The sequence below is a fragment of the Mycobacterium sp. NBC_00419 genome (assembly GCF_036023875.1).
Classification (GTDB): domain Bacteria; phylum Actinomycetota; class Actinomycetes; order Mycobacteriales; family Mycobacteriaceae; genus Mycobacterium.
Window position 1 is genome coordinate 1,181,934 of sequence record NZ_CP107931.1, and the last position, 21,498, is coordinate 1,203,431.

General features: G+C 67.9%; 23 protein-coding genes. 16 read left to right on the forward strand and 7 right to left on the reverse strand.

Translation table 11 applies throughout. The features are described 5' to 3' along the window. Positions 1-54 precede the first annotated feature (54 nt). A complete protein-coding gene (locus OG976_RS05505; protein ID WP_328358955.1) occupies positions 55-384 on the forward strand; it encodes a 2Fe-2S iron-sulfur cluster-binding protein in 330 nt (109 codons plus the stop codon). Here OG976_RS05505 and OG976_RS05510 read toward each other — a convergent pair. From OG976_RS05510 to OG976_RS05525, 4 genes are read right to left on the reverse strand one after another with little or no spacing between them, the layout of a single operon-like run. After that, a complete protein-coding gene (locus OG976_RS05510; RefSeq protein ID WP_328358958.1) occupies positions 372-1,454 on the reverse strand; it encodes a CaiB/BaiF CoA transferase family protein in 1,083 nt (360 codons plus the stop codon). The two genes, OG976_RS05505 and OG976_RS05510, sit on opposite strands and share 13 nt — an antisense overlap. After that, a complete protein-coding gene (locus OG976_RS05515) occupies positions 1,451-2,407 on the reverse strand; it encodes an LLM class F420-dependent oxidoreductase (RefSeq protein WP_328358961.1) in 957 nt (318 codons plus the stop codon). Before OG976_RS05515 ends, OG976_RS05510 begins: the two co-directional genes overlap by 4 nt. Continuing rightward, positions 2,404-2,808, reverse strand: coding sequence for a cobalamin B12-binding domain-containing protein (locus tag OG976_RS05520; RefSeq protein ID WP_328358963.1), 405 nt, complete (start codon positions 2,806-2,808; stop codon positions 2,404-2,406). The genes OG976_RS05515 and OG976_RS05520 overlap by 4 nt, the downstream gene beginning before the upstream one ends. Next, on the reverse strand, positions 2,808-4,385 hold the full coding sequence (locus tag OG976_RS05525) for a methylmalonyl-CoA mutase family protein (RefSeq protein ID WP_328358966.1): 1,578 nt from the start codon (positions 4,383-4,385) through the stop codon (positions 2,808-2,810). Before OG976_RS05525 ends, OG976_RS05520 begins: the two co-directional genes overlap by 1 nt. A 105-nt stretch (positions 4,386-4,490) precedes the next feature. On the opposite strand from OG976_RS05525, the gene OG976_RS05530 reads away from it, so the two are divergent. Then, complete coding sequence (locus tag OG976_RS05530; protein ID WP_328358969.1) at positions 4,491-6,428, forward strand: acetoacetate--CoA ligase; 1,938 nt, start codon at positions 4,491-4,493, stop codon at positions 6,426-6,428. A 4-nt stretch (positions 6,429-6,432) separates the two neighbouring features. Here OG976_RS05530 and OG976_RS05535 read toward each other — a convergent pair whose 3' ends face one another. Beyond that, positions 6,433-6,726, reverse strand: a complete 294-nt coding sequence (locus tag OG976_RS05535; protein WP_328358972.1) for a DUF1330 domain-containing protein — start codon at positions 6,724-6,726, stop codon at positions 6,433-6,435. A 234-nt stretch (positions 6,727-6,960) separates the two neighbouring features. On the opposite strand from OG976_RS05535, the gene OG976_RS05540 reads away from it, so the two are divergent. Together OG976_RS05540 and OG976_RS05545 are read left to right on the forward strand one after the other, a co-directional pair. Beyond that, positions 6,961-7,221, forward strand: a complete 261-nt coding sequence (locus OG976_RS05540) for a hypothetical protein (protein ID WP_328358975.1) — start codon at positions 6,961-6,963, stop codon at positions 7,219-7,221. A 1-nt stretch (position 7,222) separates the two neighbouring features. After that, entirely contained in the window at positions 7,223-8,020 is a 798-nt protein-coding gene (locus tag OG976_RS05545; RefSeq protein WP_328358979.1) for an SDR family oxidoreductase, read from the forward strand. On the opposite strand, the gene OG976_RS05550 is transcribed toward OG976_RS05545, so the two are convergent. Further along, a complete protein-coding gene (locus OG976_RS05550) occupies positions 8,017-8,280 on the reverse strand; it encodes a hypothetical protein (RefSeq protein WP_328358982.1) in 264 nt (87 codons plus the stop codon). The genes OG976_RS05545 and OG976_RS05550 overlap by 4 nt on opposite strands. 74 nt (positions 8,281-8,354) lie before the next feature. On the opposite strand from OG976_RS05550, the gene OG976_RS05555 reads away from it, so the two are divergent. Both OG976_RS05555 and OG976_RS05560 read left to right on the forward strand, forming a co-directional pair. Next, the gene (locus OG976_RS05555) at positions 8,355-8,879 is read left to right on the forward strand and encodes a hypothetical protein (RefSeq protein WP_328358985.1); all 525 of its coding nucleotides are present in this window, start codon (positions 8,355-8,357) and stop codon (positions 8,877-8,879) included. 492 nt (positions 8,880-9,371) lie between these two features. Then, the gene (locus tag OG976_RS05560) at positions 9,372-10,550 is read left to right on the forward strand and encodes a hypothetical protein (RefSeq protein ID WP_442930503.1); all 1,179 of its coding nucleotides are present in this window, start codon (positions 9,372-9,374) and stop codon (positions 10,548-10,550) included. A 70-nt stretch (positions 10,551-10,620) separates the two neighbouring features. Here OG976_RS05560 and OG976_RS05565 read toward each other — a convergent pair whose 3' ends face one another. After that, positions 10,621-11,190, reverse strand: a complete 570-nt coding sequence (locus OG976_RS05565; protein WP_328358989.1) for a hypothetical protein — start codon at positions 11,188-11,190, stop codon at positions 10,621-10,623. Between the two features lie 210 nt (positions 11,191-11,400). On the opposite strand from OG976_RS05565, the gene OG976_RS05570 reads away from it, so the two are divergent. The 10 genes from OG976_RS05570 (at position 11,401) to OG976_RS05615 (ending at position 21,496) form a co-directional block, all read left to right on the forward strand. Then, positions 11,401-12,111, forward strand: coding sequence for an MspA family porin (locus tag OG976_RS05570; RefSeq protein WP_328358992.1), 711 nt, complete (start codon positions 11,401-11,403; stop codon positions 12,109-12,111). Between the two features lie 50 nt (positions 12,112-12,161). Continuing rightward, positions 12,162-12,842, forward strand: a complete 681-nt coding sequence (locus tag OG976_RS05575; RefSeq protein ID WP_328358995.1) for an MspA family porin — start codon at positions 12,162-12,164, stop codon at positions 12,840-12,842. A 5-nt stretch (positions 12,843-12,847) separates the two neighbouring features. Then, positions 12,848-13,417 carry a hypothetical protein gene (locus tag OG976_RS05580; RefSeq protein WP_328358998.1) on the forward strand — a complete coding sequence of 190 codons (570 nt, stop codon included), beginning with the start codon at positions 12,848-12,850 and terminating at the stop codon, positions 13,415-13,417. A 46-nt stretch (positions 13,418-13,463) separates the two neighbouring features. Further along, positions 13,464-14,069: a hypothetical protein gene (locus OG976_RS05585; RefSeq protein ID WP_328359001.1), complete on the forward strand. Its 606-nt coding sequence runs from the start codon at positions 13,464-13,466 to the stop codon at positions 14,067-14,069. A 63-nt stretch (positions 14,070-14,132) separates the two neighbouring features. After that, positions 14,133-15,122: a phospholipase D-like domain-containing protein gene (locus OG976_RS05590; RefSeq protein ID WP_328359004.1), complete on the forward strand. Its 990-nt coding sequence runs from the start codon at positions 14,133-14,135 to the stop codon at positions 15,120-15,122. Then, on the forward strand, positions 15,115-15,681 hold the full coding sequence (locus OG976_RS05595; RefSeq protein WP_328359007.1) for a chromate transporter: 567 nt from the start codon (positions 15,115-15,117) through the stop codon (positions 15,679-15,681). Before OG976_RS05590 ends, OG976_RS05595 begins: the two co-directional genes overlap by 8 nt. Then, positions 15,678-16,223, forward strand: coding sequence for a chromate transporter (locus OG976_RS05600; RefSeq protein WP_328359010.1), 546 nt, complete (start codon positions 15,678-15,680; stop codon positions 16,221-16,223). Before OG976_RS05595 ends, OG976_RS05600 begins: the two co-directional genes overlap by 4 nt. Positions 16,224-16,293: 70 nt before the next feature. Beyond that, complete coding sequence (locus tag OG976_RS05605; RefSeq protein WP_328359013.1) at positions 16,294-18,666, forward strand: lysylphosphatidylglycerol synthase transmembrane domain-containing protein; 2,373 nt, start codon at positions 16,294-16,296, stop codon at positions 18,664-18,666. A 263-nt stretch (positions 18,667-18,929) separates the two neighbouring features. Further along, positions 18,930-20,534, forward strand: a complete 1,605-nt coding sequence (locus OG976_RS05610) for an ABC transporter substrate-binding protein (protein WP_328359016.1) — start codon at positions 18,930-18,932, stop codon at positions 20,532-20,534. Further along, positions 20,531-21,496 (forward strand): ABC transporter permease, encoded by a 966-nt coding sequence (locus tag OG976_RS05615; protein ID WP_328359019.1) that lies wholly within the window; start codon positions 20,531-20,533, stop codon positions 21,494-21,496. The genes OG976_RS05610 and OG976_RS05615 overlap by 4 nt, the downstream gene beginning before the upstream one ends. Positions 21,497-21,498 lie beyond the last annotated feature (2 nt).

The window sequence follows — 21,498 nt, forward strand, 5'->3', positions numbered from 1 at the left end:
ACTGTATTCTCGTCTGGGTAGAATGACAATGCGCCACGGGAGGAGATCAGGTAGATGACGTCGGACAGCGGAACCCGGAGCGCGGTGTCTGATCCCTCTGACAGCACCCTCGGCACTACGGCGACGATCAGGCTCAACGGCGCCACCGTGACACTGCCGGTGACCGCGGGCGAGACGCTGCTGGAATGCGCCCGCCGCGGCGGCCTCGCGCCGCCGTACAGCTGCGAAGCGGGCAACTGCGGAACCTGCATCGCAACGGTGACCGAAGGCCGGGTGACGATGCGGGTCAACGACGTGCTCGACGACAGCGAAGTGGCCGACGGGCTGGTGCTGACCTGCCAGGGCGTCCCCGAGACGTCGGTGGTCATCGACTACGACGATTGATCGGCGCTGAACTCGTCGAGTGCCGGCGGCGGGCGGTAGGCGGGTCGATACCCGGACACCTTGACCGGGCTGGCGACCAGCCGGTAGTCACCCGCGGAGACGACGGCCTCCGGGGTGGCGTCGAGCGCCTCCGGCAACGAGCGGACCGCCGCCGCAGGGATACCGAGCGGCCGAAGCCGCGCCTCCCATCCCGCCGCGCTGTCGCCGGCCAGTGCGCTGGTGACGATGTCCAAGACCTCGTCGCGCCGGGCCGATCGCTGCGCCATCGTCGGGAATCCCTCGATACCCGCCTCGGCGGCGAACGACTTCCAGAACCCGTCATGGGTGATGAACAACGCCAGATAGCCCTCGGCGGTCGGAAACAGTTGGGCGGGAACATAGAACGAGTGCGCCCCGAACGGATGGCGGCGCGGGTGGACGCCGTCGTTGAGGTAGGCCGCCGCCTTGTAGTTCAGCTGGGAGAGCATCACGTCGCGCAGCGACACCTCGACCTGACCGCCCCGGCCGGAGACGATCATGGCGAGCAAGCCCAGCGCGGCGGTCAGCGCGGTGGAGTTGTCGACCGACGAGTAGCCCGGCAGCACGGGTGGGCCGTCGGGATCGCCGGTCATCGCCGCCACCCCGGTCGCGGCCTGGATGACGTAGTCGAAGGCCGGGTAGTCGCCGCCATCGAGCCCGAATCCGGTGATCGCCACGCAGACGATGCGTTCGTTGTGCCGGCGCAGCGCCTCGTAGGTGAGGCCGAGCTTCGTGATCACCGAAGGCTTCATGTTGGCCAGCAGGGCATGCGAATCCGCGACGAGCTCACCCAGACGTCGTTGTCCGGCTTCGGAACTGAGGTCCAGACAGATGCTGCGCTTGTTGCGGTTGAGGCTGGCGAAATAACTGTCCCCCACCTGGCGGGAGATCTCACCGCCGGGCGCCTCGACCTTGATGATCTCGGCGCCGAGATCGGCGAGCATCATGGTGGCGTACGGTCCGGCCAGCATGCTGCCGACCTCGACGATGCGGATGCCCTCCAATGGTGCGGCGGGCAGGAGCGAAGCGACCCGGGGATTGGGCGGAGTCATCGGATCTCGGCGGCCAGCTGCGAAATCACCTCACGGGTGCGGTATTTCGAGGCAATCAGCTCGTCACGGGTCTCGCCGATCGGCAACAGCCGCACCGACAGGTCCGTCACACCGGCGTCGGCGAAGGACCGAAACCGCGCCAGGATGGCATCCTCGTCACCGGCCGCGGTCAGGTCGCCGACGTCGCGTGCCTCGCCGCGATCGAGCAGCTTCTGATAGTTCGGTGACGTCTCGGCCTCGGCCAGGATGCGGTTGGCCCGCGCCTTGGCAGCGTCGATCTCCGAGTTGGCGCACAGGCACACCGGGATACCGGCGACGATGCGCGGAGCCTTGCGCCCGGCGTTCTCGGCGGCCTTGTTGATCCGCGGGGCGATGTGGTCGCCGATCGCCCGCTCGTCGGCCATCCACAGCACCGTGCCGTCGGTCAGTTCGCCGGCGATCCGCAGCATCACCGGGCCCAATGCGGCCACCAGCACGGGCATCGGCGAATCCGCTCCCAGCACAGTCGGATTGTGCACGTTGAAGGTGTCGTTCTCGACGTCGACGTCACCGGGGCCGGCCAGCGCGGTGTTGAGCACCTCGAGGTAGTCGCGGGTGTAGGCGGCGGGCTTCTCGTAGGGGATGCCCAGCATGTCGTTGACGATCCAGTGGTGCGAGGGCCCTACACCCAGTGCCAGCCGACCGCCGGCACCGGCATGCACCGACAGCGCCTGACGAGCCAGCGCGACCGGGTGCTGGGCCTGCAGTGGCACGACGGCGGTGCCCAGTTCGATCCGGCTGGTCCGGTTGCCCATCAGCGACACCATGGTCAGCGCGTCGAAGTCGTTGGGCACCTGCGGCATCCAGGCCGTATCGAAGCCGGCGGCCTCGGCCCACTCGATGTCCTCGATGAACTTCTTGACCTTGCGGGCCATGTCGCCGCGCTCGGCGCCGATCATCACACCGAGTCTCATACGGATTCTCCGGCCTTCTCGGTCAGCGCCCGCACGTCGCGAACCAGGTCGTCCAGCGACGTCCCGGTCGGAAACACCGCGGCGGCACCGACTTCGGCCAGCTTCGGCACGTCGCTCTGCGGAATCGTCCCGCCGACGATGACGGCGATATCCCCCGCGTCGGCCTCGCGCAGCGCGTCGACGGTCCGCTTGGTCAGCGCGATATGCGCGCCGGACAGGATGGACAGGCCCACGACTGCGACGTCCTCCTGCAGTGCGATCGAGACGATGTCCTCGATGCGCTGCCGGATGCCGGTGTAGATCACCTCGAACCCCGCATCACGCAGGGCCCGCGCCACGATCTTGGCGCCGCGGTCGTGCCCGTCGAGGCCGGGTTTGGCGACGAGAACGCGTGCGCTCATCAGAACACCACCGGTTGCTGGAACTCGCCCCACACTGCTTTGAGTGCCGACACCATCTCGCCCACGGTGCAGTAGGCGTTCGCGCAGTCGATCAGCCGGTGCATCAAATTCTCATCTCCTTCGGCTCCCCGCGACAGCGCGGCCAGTGCGGCCTGCACCGCTGCCGGGTCACGCTCGGCCTTGACCTGCGCGAGGCGCTTGAGTTGCAGGTCTCGGCCCTCGGCGTCGAGTTCGTAGGTGTCGATGTCCGGCGCAGCCTCGTCGGTGACGAACTTGTTCACCCCGACCACCGGACGCTCGCCTGCCTCGACCTCCTGGTGAATCTTGTAGGCCTCGTCGGCGATCAGCCCCTGCAGGTAGCCGTCCTCGATGGCGCGCACCATGCCGCCGTGCTGCTCGAGGTCGGCCATGATCTCGATGATGCGTTCCTCGGTGGCATCGGTGAGCGCCTCGACGAAGTAGGAGCCGCCGAGCGGGTCGGCTACCCGGGTCACCCCGGTCTCGTAGGCGAGGATCTGCTGGGTGCGCAGCGCCAATGTCGCGGACTCCTCACTGGGTAGCGCGAACGGCTCGTCCCAGGCCGCGGTGAACATCGACTGCACGCCGCCGAGCACCGAGGCCAACGCCTCATAGGCAACCCGGACCAGGTTGTTCTGCGCCTGCGGGGCGTACAGCGAGGCCCCGCCGGAGACACAGCCGAAGCGGAACATCGCCGCCTTCTCGGTCTTGGCGCCATACCGCTCGCGCACGATCGTGGCCCAACGGCGCCGTCCCGCGCGGTATTTGGCGATCTCCTCGAAGAAGTCGCCGTGGGTGTAGAAGAAGAACGAGATCTGCGGCGCGAACTGGTCGATGGTCATGCGCCCCCGCTGCACCACGGTGTCGCAGTAGGTGACACCGTCGGCCAGGGTGAAGGACATCTCCTGGACGGCGTTGGCGCCGGCATCGCGGAAGTGCGCGCCGGCCACCGAGATCGCATTGAACCGCGGCACCTCGGCGGCGCAGAACTCGATCGTGTCGGCGATCAGCCGCAGCGAGGGCTCCGGCGGCCAGATCCAGGTGCCACGCGAGGCATACTCCTTGAGGATGTCGTTCTGGATGGTGCCGGTCAGCTTCTCGCGCGGCACACCCTTCTTCTCCGCGGCCGCGACATAGAAGGCCAGCAGAATGGCGGCGGTGCCGTTGATGGTGAAGCTGGTGCTGATCTGATCCAGCGGGATGCTGTCGAACAGGATCTCGGCATCGGCCAAGGTGTCCACGGCGACACCGACCCGGCCGACCTCCTCGCCGTACTCCGGATCGTCGGAGTCATAGCCGCACTGCGTGGGCAGATCCAGCGCCACGGACAGACCCGTTCCGCCCTGGTCAAGCAGGTAGCGGTAGCGCCGGTTCGATTCCTCGGCGGTGCCGAAACCGGAATACTGGCGGAATGTCCACAAGCGCCCGCGGTAGCCGCTCGAGAAGTTGCCCCGGGTGAAGGGGAACTCGCCTGGCACGGGAGGATCGCCGGAACGGTCGGCCGGTCCGTACACCGGCTGCAGCGGGATTCCCGACGATGTATGGGATTGGTAGTCCATCGTCTGGATACCGTACTTGCAGTTTAGGAGAATGCCAATACCGTTTTGGGCAAGCCGTGTGCAGGCTCGGCCAAATCCACTGGTAGAGGCGACGAGAGGAGAGTAGTGCCGCGCACCGACGGGCCCACGGGCACCGAACCGCAGTGGAAAGAGTTCGCCGCCACCACCGCCGCGCGCCACGGCGCACCCGCCGGGGACTACCCGGCGCTGTGGCAATGGTCGGTGGATCACCCGGCCCAGTTCTGGCGCGCCGTCTGGGAGCACTTCGACGTTCGCGCGACCAACGCCCCCCAGCCCGGCGAAGCAGGCGTGCTGGCCGACGCGAGCATGCCCGGCGCCCACTGGTTCCCCGGCGTGACCCTCAACTATGTCGACCAGATCCTGAGGCACACGCCGTCTCGCACCGGAGCGGCCATCGTCGGCATCGACGAGGACGGCAGCCGCACCACGATCGACTGGGCCGAGTTGGCCGGCCGCGTCGGCGCCGTGGCGGCCGAACTGCGCCGTCGTGGCGTCGGCCAGGGCGACACCGTCGCCGGATACCTTCCCGATGTGGCCGAGGCGATGATCGCCTTCCTGGCAACTGCAGCGATCGGTGCGGTGTGGTCGGCGTGCGGTCAGGACTACGCGCCGCAGGGCGCCGCGTCACGGCTGGCGCAACTGAAGCCCAAGGTGTTGTTCAGCACTGACGGGTACCGGCTCAACGGCCGCTGGATCGACAAGCGTTCCGACACCGCCGAACTGCTGGACCTGCTCGAGGGCGCGCACCTGGTTCTACTCGACAGCGATGCGTATCGCGATCTGGTCGCCGAGCCCGTCGATCCCGAGGTGACACCGGTACCGTTCGACCATCCGCTGTGGGTGCTGTTCAGTTCCGGGACCACCGGCCGACCCAAGGGCATCGTCCACGGCCACGGCGGGGTGGTCCTCGAACACCTCAAAGTTGTTGCCCTGCATGCAGACCTGGGTCCCGACGACATCTTCTTCTGGCACACCGCGTTGAGCTGGATGATGTGGAACTTCCGGATCGCGGGGCTGCTCTGCGGCTCCACCGTCGTCTGCTACAGCGGCCACCCGCTGTATCCCGACGCCGACCGGCTGTGGCAGATCCTCGAGGACGAGGCGGTCAGCTACTTCGGGACGAGCCCCGGCCATCTGCTCGCCTGCCGCAAGGCCGGGTTGCATCCCGGCGCCGCACACGACCTGAGTCGGCTGGTCACCATCGGCAGCACCGGATCACCGCTGCCCGCAGATCTTTTCGACTGGGTGCACGACGAGGTGGGCGAGCACATCGCGGTGTCGTCGATCAGTGGTGGCACCGACGTGGTCACCGCCTTCGCCGGCGGCACGGCAGGACTGCCGGTGATCGCAGGCGAGCTGACCACCCGTTACCTCGGCGTGGGCCTGCACAGCTGGTCGCCCACACGCGAGCAACTGATCGGCGAGGTGGGCGAGATGGTGATCACCACCCCGATGCCGTCCATGCCCGTCGGCTTCTGGAACGACGACGACGGATCACGGTATCGGGCCGCATATTTCGACCACCATTGGGCCGACGGCGTCGCACACAACGTATGGCGGCACGGCGACTGGGTGACCGTCACCGACCACGGTTCACTGATCATCCACGGCCGCAGCGACGCGACGTTGAACCGGCACGGCATCCGGATGGGCTCGGCCGACATCTACGAAGTCGTCGAAGCCCTCGATGCCGTCACCGAAGCCTTCGTCCTCGGCGTCGACGGGCCCGACGGCGCGTACTGGATGCCGCTGTTCGTCACCCTGGCCGACGGCCGGGAACTCGACGACGAACTCGTCGGCGCCATCCGCTCGACCGTCCGCACCAGGCTCTCGCCGCGCCATGTCCCCGACGACGTCATCGCCGCGCCCGGTATCCCGCACACCCGCACCGGCAAGAAGCTCGAGGTGCCGGTCACCGCGATCATGGCCGGACACAGCGACGTGTCGCTCGACCCGCGCTCGGTCGACAACCCCGACCTCATCGAGTGGTACGCCGAGCTCGGCCGCGCCCACACCTGGTGAGCTACTACCGGCCCGGAAAGCCGGCCACGATCACCGCGTTGGTGTACGCCGAGGCGTGCCGTAGTTCGCGCGCGGCGCGATAGGCGTCGGAGTCGTACCAGGCTTGGGCGTCCTGCACGGAGTCGAACTCCAGGACCACGGTCTGGTGACCATGCCAGCTGCCCTCCAGCAGTTGGGGATTGGCGTCGACGGCCAGGACCGTGACGTTGCCCATCGCCGCACCCGCGGCCCGGCCGTAGGCCTTCATGCCCTCCGGGTCTTTGATCTCCTCGGTCAAGATGACGTAGCCCTTCGGCATGGCACTCCTTCGTCGTCGTCGGGGTCAGCGCGAGAATAATATTCTCGCAAGAGGAGTTTTGCGTTTCCGGGTGGCGCTGCCCCGGCTGCCACGGATTCCTCACCGGCGCGAGTAGGCGCAAAGTCGCATGAAAAGTGCCGATTCTGTGCGATTTTGCGCCTGCTCGCGGGAATGGCCGACCTCGGGACGTGCGGGTTTCGACTAGATTCGAAGGACCGCCTGCAGGAGGTCCTCGTGATCAGAATCGAACTGCCCTACGTGACCGTCATGGTCGATGACCGGGTGCGCAACCGGGTGGCCCGTGCCGGTGACCGCCTGCGTGTCACGCTGACGGCCTACCTGCGCAATGCCGCCGACGAGGCCGACGGCCTGGGCCGCAAGGCCAGCGTGGCCTGCCAGAGCGCGGCCACCCGCGTCGAGACGGCGATGACCGCGGCCAGCAACCGGATCGCGCCGGAATCCGAGCCCCAGACGCCGACTCTGAAGGTGGTCTGAGGTGTCCGACCAAGCCTCGTCACCGACAGTGTTCATCACCGGCGCCGCGGCCGGGATCGGGCGCGCGACGGCCTTAACGTTCGCCAGGAACGGGTATCGCGTCGGCGGTTACGACGTCGATGTCGCCGGCCTGGAATCGCTGCGCGAGGAGATCGCCGGCTTCGGCGGTGACGTCACGACCGGCCGACTCGACGTCACCGATGCCGATGACTGGTCCGCACAGCTCAGCGCATTCACCGGCCCCTCGGGCCGACTCGACATCCTGGTCAACAATGCCGGTGTGCTCACTGAAGGCCCGTTCGCCGAGGTCCCGCTGGCGACGCACCGGCGGATGATCGACATCAACGTCTTCGGCGCCCTGGCCGGGTTGCACGCGGCGTTCCCCTACCTGCGCGGCACGCCCAATTCCCAGGTGGTCAACATGTGCTCGGCCTCGGCGCTCTACGGCCAACCGGAACTCGCCACCTACTCGGCCACAAAGTTCGCACTCCGTGCCCTCACCGAGGCCCTGGAGCTGGAGTGGCGTCCGCACGGGATCCGGGTCTTCGCGATGTGGCCGCTGTTCGTCCAGACCGCCATGACCGACGGCGTCGAGACCGGCAGCACCAAGTCACTGGGCGTCAACCTCACACCCGACGATGTCGCCAAGGCCGTGTTCTCAGCAACCCAGAGCCGCCGACGACTACTGCCCAAGGTGCACGTCCCGGTCGGCCTGCAGACTCGATTCCTGGCCGGCCTGTCGCAGGTGTCCCCGAACTGGACGCAGCGGCTGATGACCAAGACGCTGACGCGCAGCTAGCCGATCGAGGTGTACGGCTTGCGTGGCGGTTGCTGGTTCTGCCGGAAAGAGCTGCACAGCCCGAGATTGCTTGCCACACAAGGAACCCCGTTGATGGTGGGCGCACTGCCCTGCACGTAACACTGGTTGGTGTACTGGTTGTTGACGTGCCCCGGCGGGCAGGAGTCAGCGCCGGCCGCCGGCGCGGACACGATCAGTCCGGCCGCCAATGCCACCCCCGACAGCGAGGGGACGGCTATTCGCCAGAACCGGGTGGTCATCGTCGTCGCACCTTCTCTCGCCCGAAATCGTACGCTTCGACCAGGTGCCAGCCGGTGTGGTTAGGATCGCGGCCATGCCCGAGCCGACCGTCGAGGACGACGACACCCCCACCGCCCGCCCCGTGCCCGAGACGCCACGAGCGTCCTCCCGGTGGGTGGCCCCGGCCGCCCTGGTGGTCGCTCTGATCGCCGCAGCCGCAGCCGGCTGGGCCGTACTGCGGCCGCCACCGAGCACCGACAAGCCTGCCGCCGAGGCACCCTCTGCGGACGCGAAGGCCAAGGCCTGCAATGCTTTTCGAACAGTGACGGCCGCGGTGGCCATTCAGACGCATGGCAATGCCGGCACCGACCCGGCCGCGATCCAGGCAGTGGCCGCCAACGCCAGGCTCGCGATGGCCGGCGGAGGGACCTACCTGCTGGCCCAGACCGGACCGGGCACGCCCCCCGAACTCGCCGCCGCCATCGGTGACTTCGCCACCAGCTTGCAGGCCATCGCCATCAACGCGCTGGCCGGCGTCACCAACGACAACCCCGAGCAGGCCGGCAGGCTGCGCGACGCCGAGGCCACCAACAGCAAAGTCGCCGCCCTCTGCAAGTAGCCTCCCGACGCCCATTCTGAAAACTTGAGTTCGCTTTGCGTTTGCCCGATGTTCGGCAGCCCGCCGCAAAGCAGCAAGTCCCGGGTAAGGCGGGTCTTCTTGGATCGATGCGCAGTGACAATCCGCCGCACCTACGGCAGCACTTCCTCGAAGGGGATCAAGAAATTGGCCAAACACCGTAAGACGCCGGCTCGCGGCATGGCTGCACCCGCATTCGTCACCACCGGCGTCGCCGGTGCGGCGATGGTGGGAGCCGGCTTCCTGTTCGCGACCACCGATACCTCCGCGCAGGTGGCCGCTCCCGCCATCAAGCTGGCGAGCAGTGAGTGCTCGCTGGGCTCGGCCTTCTGCACCGACCTCGGCAGCGTGTTCGGCTCCGGTTCGGCCACCTCATCAGGTGTGACGGCGTCGGCTACGGCGTCGGCTACCGGCACCGACATCGTCGCGATCTTCATCAGCAACGGCACCGCCGACCATCCCAATGCCGGCCTGCTGTTCGGCAACGGCTACAGCTACAGCGCCTCTGACACCCAGTGCACCTCGTCGGCCTGCAACGGCGGCAATGCCGGATTGTTCGGCAACGGCGGCAACGGCTACAACGGTGGCAACGGCGGCAGCGCCTACGTGTACGGCAACGGCGGCAACGGCGGCAACGCGATCAACGCCACCACCAACGGTGGCAACGGTGGCAACGGTGGCCTGTTCGCCGGATCGTCCAGCAGCGGCGCCCTGTTCGGCGGCGGCGGCGGCAACGGCGGCAACGGCATCAACGGCGGCAACGGCGGAACCGGCGGCAGCGCGGGCGCGTTCGCGGGCAGCGGCGGCGCCGGCGGCAACGGCGGCGCCAGCACCGATCCCACAAAGGCCGGCGGTGCCGGCGGCAACGGCGGTAACGCCGCCAACCTGCCGCTGGTCGGCGGCGGTGCGGGCGGCGCAGGCGGCACGGGCGGCGCGGGCTTCGGTGGCGGCGCCACCGGGACCGACGGCGGCGCAGGCGGAGCGGGCGGCACCGGCGGTTCGTGGGGCAGCGCTTCGGGCGGCGCGGGCGGCACGGGCGGCGCAGGCGGCGCCGGCACAGCCACCGCCGGTAACGGCGGCGACGGCGGCGCAGGCGGTCAAGGTGGGACGGTCGCGGGCAACGGCGGCACCGGTGGAACCGGCGGAACCGGCGGAGTCAGCACCTCTGGCAGCGGCGGCACCGGCGGCGACGGCGGTGCCGGTGGAGTCGGCGGCCTGCTCGGCAACGGTGGCGCCGGTGGTGCCGGCGCCGACGGCGGCCCCGGAGCCACCACGGGCGGCAGCGGCGGCACCGGTGGCGGCGGCGGCAACGGCGGCAACAACGGTGGAGCGGGCGGTTCCGGCGGCAAGGGCGGGACGGGCACCACCAGCGGTGGCACCGGTGGTAACGGCGCAACCGGCGGCTTCGGTGCGATCAGCGGCGGCGCCGGCGGCAATGGCGGCACCGGCGGCAACGGTGGCACCGGCGCCAAGGGCGGCAACGGCGCCGACGGCGGAGTCAGCATCGTCGGCGGCGGCAAGGGCGGCAACGGTGGCACCGGCGGCAAGAGCGGTTCGACCGCCGGCAAGGCCGGGACGCAGGGCACCTCAGGCCTGGGCCCCCAGGCCGGCAAGGGTGGGACCGGCGGAGACCCCGGAACGCCGGCGCCCTAACGGCCAGACGAATTCGGCCCCCCTTCCTCGGAAGGGGGGCCGATTTCGTGTTGTCGAAAGTTGTTGCGGCTCAGGCACGCCCGCCATTGAGCGAACACGCCATCTGAACGTTGGTGGCGTCGGTGTTGAGGTCGGTGGCGGCCGAGTTGAGCGAGTCACCGCCACCACGCAGACCCATGATCAGGATGAGCTTCGTCGCGTGCAACGACCAGGACCGCATCGGGTCGCCGACAGCGGCGGGCAGACCGGGTGTTCCGGCGGCATCCATTGCGGCGCCGGCGGCTTCGCGCAACGCGGTCCGGCCGAGGAGGTTGTACTGCGCGATGCTCGGATCCTGGTAGTTCACCGCATTGCCACTACCTGCAGTGGCGTAGGCGAACTCCTCGTAGTTCGAGGACGCCAGGTCCAGGGCGGCGGCGAACTGCCGGCAGGCCGTCGAGACGGCGCCGACGGTATCCGGCGACATCGGCTCGGCCTGCGAGATCACCTGTTCTGACTGCGGAGCCGGCGGCGCCGCATCGCCGGACACCGGATCCGCGGGGCCCGGATCAGCCGACGCGGCCGGGGCCAGGATCAGGGCTGGCAAGGCCGCTAGGACGGCTGCGCCGACAGCTATCGGAAGGCGAAGTGATTGCTTCATCGGTTCCTCTCGAATCAGTCGTTACCCGACCGGCTCGGCAGACACTACCGCGAAAAACTGAGGTCAAAACCGGCCGGAAACTGACGAAGCCCGTTGGACCGCAACAAGGAACCCAGACTTCGCTATCTGTTTGCCGATTGGACACTTTCGGGCCGAAACATATCGCGCGAGCGACACGATCAGATCTCAATCGAGAGGCCCCACCGCGACATGTTGCACCGATTCGCCGCGCTGCTCAGCGTCTGCCTTGTAACTGCCATCGGAACGGCACCCATCGGGTTGGCCGATCCACCGGCCGACCCGAACGCGGCTCCTGCCGCTGCGGAGGCCGCGCCACCACCGCCCCCGGGCGGACCCGGCGCCGCTCCGATCACCTCGGCGGCACCAGGCACGCTGACCACCCCCGACGGCTGGCAGCTGTCCATCGGCGCCAAGAACGAGTCCCTTGAGCCCGTCGCGTCGCTGACCAACTCACCGTGGTCGCGCGAGTACCTCGTCGACGGAAGCTTCGAGGGAGCGGTCACCGGCTCCGGCAAGACGAAGCTGTCCGGCGGCTCGCTGGAAGCCGGCTACCAGATCGGCTGCGGCATAACCCAAGACGACATCGAGTCGATCACCACGGGTGGCATCACACCCGGCGTGGGCATCCCCTTCGTCAACGGCAGCTTCTTGCCGATCACCCTCGGTCTGTCCGCGTCGGAGCAGATCAAGATCGACCTCAAGCCGGGCACCATCAACATCGTGCCGGTGGGCAAGAAGTCGTTCAAGGGCACCAAGTCCCGGGTGTCGATCACCGGTTTCCGGATCAAGATCGACGGTTGCGCCGGCCAGTCCTTCATTCGGTCCTACGCGACCTTCACCAGCTCCACCGACAACACCGACGACGTTGTCACCTACCTCGGCGTAACGAGGGTCGTCTGATGCGTCGACACGAAACCACCCGGACAACTCGAGAGAGGCGCCACGCCGACATGTTGCTTCGATTCGCCACAGTGACGGCAAGCGTCCTGGTCGCCGTCGGCACCGCCGCACCGGCCATCGCCGACCCCGACCCGGCCGCACCACCCGCCGATCCCGCCGCCGCGGCGGCGCCCCCGGTCAACACCGGAGCGGTGGCGTCCTCGGTACCGGGAATCGCCAAGACCCCGGACGGACGCACCCTGACGGTGGTGGCCAAGGACGAGACCCAACTGCCGGTCGCCCCGTTGACCACGTCGCTGGCCGCCCGAGACTGGCTCGTCGGCGCCACGTTCACCGGCACCACGACCGGTGAAACAGCGGGTGGAACCCTCGAGGTGGGCTACCAGATCGGCTGCGGCGTCGAGATGGACAAGGTCAAGCTCAACGGCTCGGTCGGCGCCAGCCTCGGCAACGCCAGCCTCGGCACCGGCGGCTTGAGTGCCCCGGGCTCCATCTCCTTCCCGATCCAGGGCCAGATCGAGGTCGAGCCGCGCCCCGGCACGGTGACCAACGTGGTCGTCGACAAGAAGTCGTTCAAGGGCACCTCGGCTCGCGTCACCATCCGTGACGTGCACATCAAGGTGGACAACTGCGTGGGTGCGTCATCACTTCGCTCCTACGCCGTGCTGACCAGCTCCAGCAGCGACAACGACGACATCGTCGCGTACTACGGCATCACCCAGGTGTTCTGATCGGCATGGACCGCCCCCTGATCGCCGCCCTGGTGGCGAGCGGGTTCGTTCTTGCGGCGGTGGCCGGAAGTGCCACCGCCGCAGCCGATCCCATCCCTGATCCAGGCCTGCCCATCCCCGTGCCCGGGGGTGAGGCGACCCCGCCGCCACCACCGGATCCGCTCTACACCGCGGCCACCGACACCCGGCAGAACCCGGTGGACGCCATGGCTCAGCTCATCGGGGCGCCGACCTCGACAGTAATGAACCTGGCCCCCACGGCCGGAGGCGCCGATCCGCTCGCTCCGACCGCGACACTGTTCCCGCAGTACTACCGGATGCCGACGCCGGATATGGAATCGCCGTACCTGCTGACCCAGGATGCACCGGCCGGGCCGTTCGCCCGGGTTGATGCGTTCAAGGGTGTGCACGCCCTGCTGCACGGTTCATTGGGTCGCATGCCGGCCGGCGAACTCGGCGAACCGTTGGCGGGCACCGCTCCCCCGCCCGGGACCAACATCCCGGCCGGTCCCGAGCAGTTCCTGCCGCCGCCGCCGCCCGACCCGGTCGCGGTTCCGCCCGCTCCCGCGGGCTGACCGGGATACGCAGACCAGGTATCCCCGCCCGTATTACGGTGTCCTGATGGGGATGCGAAAGACCGGCACAGTTGCACTGGCCGGACTGGGCTTGGCCGCGGCGCTGGCCTGTCCGCCGTCGGCCGCAGCTGACCCGGTCGCGCCGGATCCTGCCGTCACCGACCCGGCGCCCGCCGGCTACGTCCCGCCGCGCTCCGGCATCGGCACCGTTCTGGCACAAAGCGATTCCGCCGCGGCCGGGCCACTGGGCCTACCCGATCTGTCGGCCTACACACCGGGGCTGCTGCTCGGGCAGAACGCGGTGCCCGCGGCGCCCGGCAGCCAGGCTCCCGTCGCCGCACCGGACCTGCGTGCCTTCAATGGCGACTACCTGCTCCCCCAGAACGTCGCCCCGGCAGCGCCGGGTCAAGGCACCACGGCCGAGGGCATCGGTCCGACACCGGACGACCCGGGCACCGGCCGGCTGGCATTCCTGCGGCGTATCCACGGCATGTACTCCGACGGCGATCTGGCCGGTGCACTGCTCGGTCAGGTTCCCAGCGAGCAACTCGGCGAACCGCTTCCCGGCACCGCTCCCGCACCGGGCATCAATCTCGCGCCGGGACTGGGACAGAACCTGCCGGATGCTGCCGCGCCGGCGCCGGCGGGCTGAATCCTTGCGGCGGTAGGCAACATTCACTAACCAGCAAAGCTCTGGTGCTAGCATCCGAAACCTATGCCTGCGACCCCGCCCCGCTTGATCGTCGAACCCGACGACGGTCTCGAACCGGTCCGCGAGTTCATCGAGACCGCGCAATTTTCCCTGCTGATAAAGCAATTCACGTTCACTGAACCCGGCCTCATCGAGGCGGTGATCGACCGAAAGAATGCCGGGGTCAAGGTCCGGGTCATGCTCAACGCCCAGCGCTCGGGCGGCGACCGAGCCAACGACGAGACCTACGAGCAACTCAAGGCCGCCGGCGTCGAGGTGCAATGGTCGAATCCGAAATTCTATGTGACACACGAGAAGTCCATCGTCGTGGACGACAGTGCGGCGATGGTCGCCACCTACAACCTGATGATCAAGTACTTCACCTTGACCCGCGACTACGGGATCATCACCCACGATCCACAACACGTCGCCCAGATCGTCGAGGTGTTCGACGCAGACTGGGAGCACCGCGACTTCACCCCCGCCAACTACGACGGTCTGCTGTGGAGTAACTCGAATTCGCGCTTTCACATGGCCCGCTTCATCGACACGGCTCAAGAACGCCTCTATATCCAGCACCCCAAATACGTCGACGCGGTCATCCTCGACCACATCGCCGCGGCGGCCGACCGCGGTGTGAAGGTGAAGGTCCTTTGCGGCGGCAAACACGGCATCAGCGACTGGGACATCCTGGACACGTTCGCCTCGCTGCGCACCCTGCGCCGGTTCGGGGTCAAGGTGCGCAAGCAGAAGAACCTCCGCGTGCACGCCAAACTCCTGATCGTCGACGACCAGCGGGCCCTCGTCGGTTCAATGAACATCGACCGCAGCGCCTTCGACCTGCGTCGCGAACTCGGCGTCGTCATCGACGACCCAGCCGTGGTGGGCCGCCTCGAGGAGATCTTCAGCAGCGATTGGAAGGTGTCTAACCACTACGAGCCGCCCGATCCACTCGACAACGCCCCGCAGCCCGAAGAGGACTTCCCGCACGACGAGGACCTCGTCCATGAGTGAGCCCGGGGCGACCCTGCACAAGACCTCCCTGCTGGAGATCGCACTCTCGTTCAACCACATCGCACTGGCCTCCTTCGGCGGCGGGCTCTCAGCGTGGTCACGCGAGGTGGTCGTGGTGCAGAAGCAGTGGATGACCGAAGAAGAGTTCCTCTCCGCCATGACGATGTGCCGGATCGTGCCGGGCGCCAACCAGGTGAACCTCGCGGTCTTCGTCGGCACCAAACTCAAGGGCATCGCCGGCGCCGGTGCCGCCCTGATCGGACTGTGCCTGGTCCCCGTCGCCATCATCCTCACGCTCGGTTTCGTCTACTTCACGTTCAAAGAGGTGCCCGCGGTCAAGGGCGCCCTGCACGGGGCCTCGGCCGCCGCGGTCGCGCTGACCTTGGCGATGGTGATCAAGACCGGCCAGAAATGCCTGACGGGCGTGATGCCGGTGGCGCTGTTCCTGGCCGCCTTCGTCCTCAACGGCGTGCTGCGCTGGCCACTGCTGGAGACGTTGGCCATCCTGGCCCCGCTGAGCCTGATCTGGGCCTGGCCCCGCAAGAAGACGCCGGCGTGAAGACCTATCTGGCCCTGATGGGCATGTTCGGGTCGCTGTCGCTGCTGTCGATCGGCGGCGGCAACACCGTGTTGCCCGAGATGCACCTGCGCGCGGTCAGCGGCTATCACTGGTTGACTAACTCACAGTTCGCCGACATCTTCTCGATCTCGCAGGCCGCGCCCGGGCCGAGCATCCTGATCGTGGCGCTGGTGGGGTATGCCGCCGGGCTGGGCGTCGCCGGCGTGGCGGGCGGGATCGCCGGCGGCATACTGGCCACCATCGCGATGGTCGTCCCCGCGGCCACCCTGATGTACCTGATCACGGTGTCCTGGCAGAAGGCCCAGAAGTCGAAGCTGCGCTACGCGGTCGAGAAGGGATTCGCCCCGCTGACCGTCGGTCTGATCCTGGCCACGTCGCTGGTGATGAGCAAGGCGGCCGACCACGACTGGCGGGCGTACCTGATCACCGGGGTGGCCACGCTGATCTTCGTGCGCACCAACACCAACCCGCTGATCATCGTCGGAGCCGCCGCGCTGCTGGGCTACATCGGCTTCGTCTGAGGCTAAGTCGGCTAAGTTTGGCCGCAGCCGCGACGAGGCGGCGCCGAGGCGGGCAGGAAAACCACCAGCGATGCGAGTTGACGGACGCGATATCACCGTGTCGGGTGAGCTGCTGCAACCGCTCACCCGCCGGACCAACGACATCATGCGCCTGGCACTGGCCGGACTGTTCCTGGCCATCGTCATCACCAGTTCCCTGATCACCCGCAACGACTGGGTCGGCCTGGAGAAGTCGGTATCGGGCATCGTCGGCGTGCTCACCCCCACCCAGTCCAACCTGGTCTACCTGGCTTACGGCGTCGCGATTCTGGCGCTGCCGTTCATGATCCTGGTGGGCCTGATCGCCGCCAGGCAGTGGAAGCTGCTCGGTGCATACGGGGCCGCCGGATTCATCGCCGTGCTGGCCCTGTCCATCACCGGCAACGGCATCGCGGCCCCGCGTTGGCACTTCGATCTCTCGGAACGGTTGTCGACCACGCTGTCGCAGTTCCTCGACGACCCGCGCTGGATCGCCATGCTGGCCGCAGTACTGACCGTGTCGGGACCGTGGCTGCCCGCCCGCTGGCGCCGGTGGTGGTGGACGCTGCTGCTGGCCTTCGTGCCGATCCACCTCGTCGTCAGTGCGATCATCCCGGCCCGGTCCCTGCTGGGCCTGGCGGTGGGCTGGTTCGTCGGCGCCTTCGTGGTGTGGGTCGTCGGCACCCCGGCTCTCGAGGTGCCCCTCGACGGCGCGGTCCGGACCCTGTCCAAGCGGGGCTTTCTGGTCAACGCGCTGACCGTCGTCCGGCCGGCCGGCCACGGCCCGCTGGAACTGTCGGCGCACACCGACGCCGGCGCCGAAGCAGTCATCGAGATGTACGGTCCCAACCAGCGCGGCGCGGGGGCACTGCGGCAGTTCTGGCGCTGGCTGATCCTGCGCGACGCGGAGACCGCACCGGTGCAAACGTCGATGCGCCGGGCCGTCGAGCACCGGGCCCTGATGACGATCGCCGTCTGCGACCTCGGCGTGGCCAACACCACGACGATGGCCGTCGCCGCCCTCGACCGGGGCTGGACGCTGTATGCGCACACCCCGCCGCGGGGAACCCCCGTCGCCGATGCACCCGAAGAAGGCCTGGTGACCACCGTCTGGGGCTCGCTGGGAGTCCTTGCCCGCCATCAGATCTCGCACGGCGACCTACGGTTCAGCGAGATCACCGTCGATGCGGGCAAGGCGCTGTTCGGCGGTTTCGGCGCCTCCGAGTACGGCGCATCGGACGAACAGCTGCAGTCCGACATCGCCCAGCTGCTGGTGACGACGACCGACCGGTTCGGCGCCGAGGCTTCGGTGCGAGCAGCCGTCGACGCGCTGGGCAAGGACACCGTGCTCAACGCCTCGCGCCGGCTGACCAAGTCGGCGGTGCCGGCCCGGTTGCGCAAGACGGTCTCCGACCCCAAGGCCGTGATGGCCGCCGCCCGCGACGAAGTGAAGCGCCAGACCGGGGCCAACGAGATCAAGACCGAGACGATCACCCGGTTCACCCGCAAACAGGTCATCCAGCTCGTGCTGCTGGTGGCGCTCGTCTATGTCGCGTACCCGTTCATCAGCACCGTGCCGACCTTCATCAGCGAGCTGCGCAACGCAAACTGGTGGTGGGCGCTGCTGGGCCTGGCCGTCTCGGCGTCCACCTACATCGGCGCGGCGGCGGCACTGTGGGCGTGCGCGTCGGGAGTGGTGAGTTTCCGCAACCTGGTCATCATGCAGTTCGCCAACACCTTCGCCGCGACCACCACCCCGGCCGGTGTCGGCGGGCTGGCGCTGAGTACCCGGTTCCTGCAGAAGGCCGGGCTGGGCGCCATGCGGGCCACCGCCGCAGTGGCGTTGCAGCAGGCCGTGCAGGTGATCACCCACGTGACCCTGCTGATCTTCTTCAGCGTCGCCGCCGGAGCGACGGCCGACCTGGCGCATTTCGTGCCGAGCAGCACGCTGCTGTATCTGATCGGCGGCATCGCCCTCGGGGTGCTCGGGACGTTCCTGTTCGTACCCAAGGCCCGGCGCTGGCTCGACACGGCGATCCGGCCGCAGCTGCAGGAGGTCAGCAGCGAGCTGCTCGATCTGATGCGTGAGCCCAAGCGCCTTGCGGTGATTGTCCTCGGCTGTGCCACAACGACTCTCGGCATGGCACTTGTGCTGTGGGCCAGCATCGAGGCATTCGGCGGGAACACCAACTTCGTGACGGTCACGATCGTCACGATGGTCGGCGGCACACTGGCATCGGCAGCGCCCACCCCGGGCGGTGTCGGCGCGGTGGAGGCCGCACTGATCGGTGGCCTGGCCGCTTTCGGCGTGCCCGCGGCCATCGGCGTGCCGTCGGTGCTGCTCTACCGGGTGTTGACGTGCTGGCTGCCGGTGTTCGCGGGCTGGCCGATCATGCGATGGTTGAGCGCCAGGGAGATGATCTAGCCTCTCGCCGCGGGCCGTCGTCACACGGCGACACATGTCGGTCACGGCCGGACACAGTGGCCGAAATAATCGCGCGGATTTGATTGCTGGCCAGACGATTTGCGGCGCGGCATGGTGACCGAGCCATCCAACTCGCGTTCTGCCAGAGGGCGATCGCGACATCCGGGATGTCAACGACCACCAAGCCGAAAGAGCGCCCCGCGATGCCCTTCTCCGGAACCGCCCGTCGAGGAACGACCCTCCTTGTCCCGTTCGCTGTCACGATGCTGCTCGCCGGCTGCGGTGGATCGACGAATAGCTCGTCATCGGATGCCGCCGGACCACCGGTCCAGGGTGGCTCGATCGTCTACGGCGCCGACCGTGAGCCGGCCTGCCTGGATCCGCACAACAACGGCGATATGCCGCAAACCTATGTGGCCCGTCAGTTCCTCGACTCGCTGGTCTCCGAGCGCCCCGACGGTTCTGTCGTGCCGTGGCTGGCCGACTCCTGGACGGTGTCGCCGGACGGCCTGGTGTACACCTTCAAGCTCAAGCAAGGCGTCAAGTTCCACGACGGTGAACCGTTCGACGCCGCGGCCGTCAAAACAAACTTCGAGCACATGCTCGACCCCAAGACGCAGTCGCTGACCGATGCCGGCTACCTGCGCCCCTACTACAAGGCCTCGCGGGCGGTCGACCCCTCGACGTTCGAACTCACGCTGTCGCAGCCGTATTCGGCTCTGCTTCCGGTGATCTCACAAGCGTTCTTCGGAATCCAGTCGCCGAAGGCGTTGGCGCGTGGGCTCTCCGAGAACTGCCAGGCGCCCGTCGGCACCGGCCCGTTCATCGTCAAGCAGTGGATCCACGGCCAGAGTGTCGAGTTGGACAAGAACCCGAACTACAACTCGGCGCCGGCCAATGCCAAGCATCAGGGTCCCGCCTACCTCGACCACATCAGCTGGAAGTTCCTCGAAGACGGCTCCGTTCGGTTCGGCGCCGTCCAGGGCCAGGGGGCCGATCTGATCTTCAACCCGCCACCGCAGCAGAACGCCGCGCTCAAGGCCGACCCGAACCTGGTATTGCAGGAGTTCAGCCACACCGGTTTGCCGAACGGCTTCGCGCTCAACACAACTCGGGCACCCTTCACCGATGTCGCGGTGCGGCAGGCGTTCATCCACGGTTCCAACGCCGAAGCCGCCGTCAAGAGCGCGTACCTGGGTGTGTTCGATTGGGAACCCGGTCCGCTGTCGTCGACCACGCCCTACTTCGACAAGAACTTGCGCGACTACTACGTCCATGATCCCGACAAGGCCAACCAGCTCCTCGACGCGGCCGGCTGGACACAGCGCGACGGCGACGGCTTCCGCACCAAGGACGGCAAGCAGCTGGCTGCCACCCTGGTGTACTCATCGGACCCCGGTGACAGCCCGCCCACAGACGTCACGCTGTACCAGGACATTCAGGCTGCCGAGAAGGAGATCGGGTTCAACCTCATCCTCAAACCGATCCCCCAGGACCAGTACTTCGCCGCCTTCACCAACAAGGACGCCTACGATGCGCTCGGCGGCGCTTACTGGAACAGCCCGACGCCGCTGGTGTTGTCCATCGTCTACTCGACGGACTCGCTGAATCTCGCACCTGGCAACAACATGTCGTGGGTGTCGAACCCCGCCATCGACGCGCCGTTGCACGAGATCGCCTCGACCACCGATCCGGCCAAGCTGACCGAGCTCTACAACGGCGTGGAGAAGCTGGTCGCCGAGAACGCCTACCACCTCGGTCTCTACCCGCAAACCACGCGACTGGTTGCCAAGAAGCACCTCAAGGATGTGTGGATCGAGCCGTCTGAGGGTGAGCCGGTGCTGTCGGACGCCTGGCTGGCGCGGTGACCCGACCGGTTGTCCTGACTCGGCGCACTCCCATTCGAGTGCGCCGAGTCCTGGGTAGCCTGCTCGGCGTCATCGCGGTGCTGTGGGCGGCCGCGACGCTCACCTTCGGCGCCGAGCATCTGATCCCGACCGACCCGGCGCAGACGATTCTCAGCGGTGCCGGATCCAAGCCGACGCCGGAACAACTCGCCGCGGTCCGGGCGCAGTACGGTTTCAACCGCCCGCTGATCGTGCAGTACGCCGACTACCTCGGGGCACTGGTACGCGGGAACCTCGGCACGTCCTACATCCTCAAGCAGCCGGTCGCGACCATCATCGGCCAGCAGATCGGCTCGACGCTCACTCTGACCACCACGGCACTGGTGGCGGCCTGGATCATCGCGGTGGCCGTGACATTGCTGACCGCCCATCGCCACCGCGTCCTCAACGCGGTCGGTTCGGGGGTGGAGATCGTGCTGGCGGCCCTGCCGCAGTACTGGCTGGGCATCGTGCTGCTGGTGGTGTTCGCCTTTCACCTGCACTGGCTGCCGGTGGTCGGCGACGGGAGCGCGGCCAGTCTGATACTGCCCGCTGCGACCCTGGCGTTGCCGCTGGCCGGATTCCTCGGGCAGGTCACCCGCGACGAGTTCTCCTCAGCGCTGGAGCAGCCCTTCGCCACGTCGGCGCGGGCCCGAGGTATGAGCGAGTTCGGCGTGCGCTGGCGGCACGCGTTGCGCCACGCCGTCCTCCCCGGCTTGACGCTGTCCGGCTGGGCGCTGGGCTCACTGTTCTCCACCGCGGTCATCGTCGAATCGATCTTCGTGCGGCCCGGCCTAGGCAGAATCCTCGTCGACGCGGCCAAGTCGCACGACATGCCGGTGGTAGTCGGAGTGACGCTGTTCGTCGCGGCGGTGTACCTGATCGCCAACCTGCTGGTGCGTCTCGCGTTCGTCCGCGTCGATCCCCGGCTGCGGAGCGCGTGACG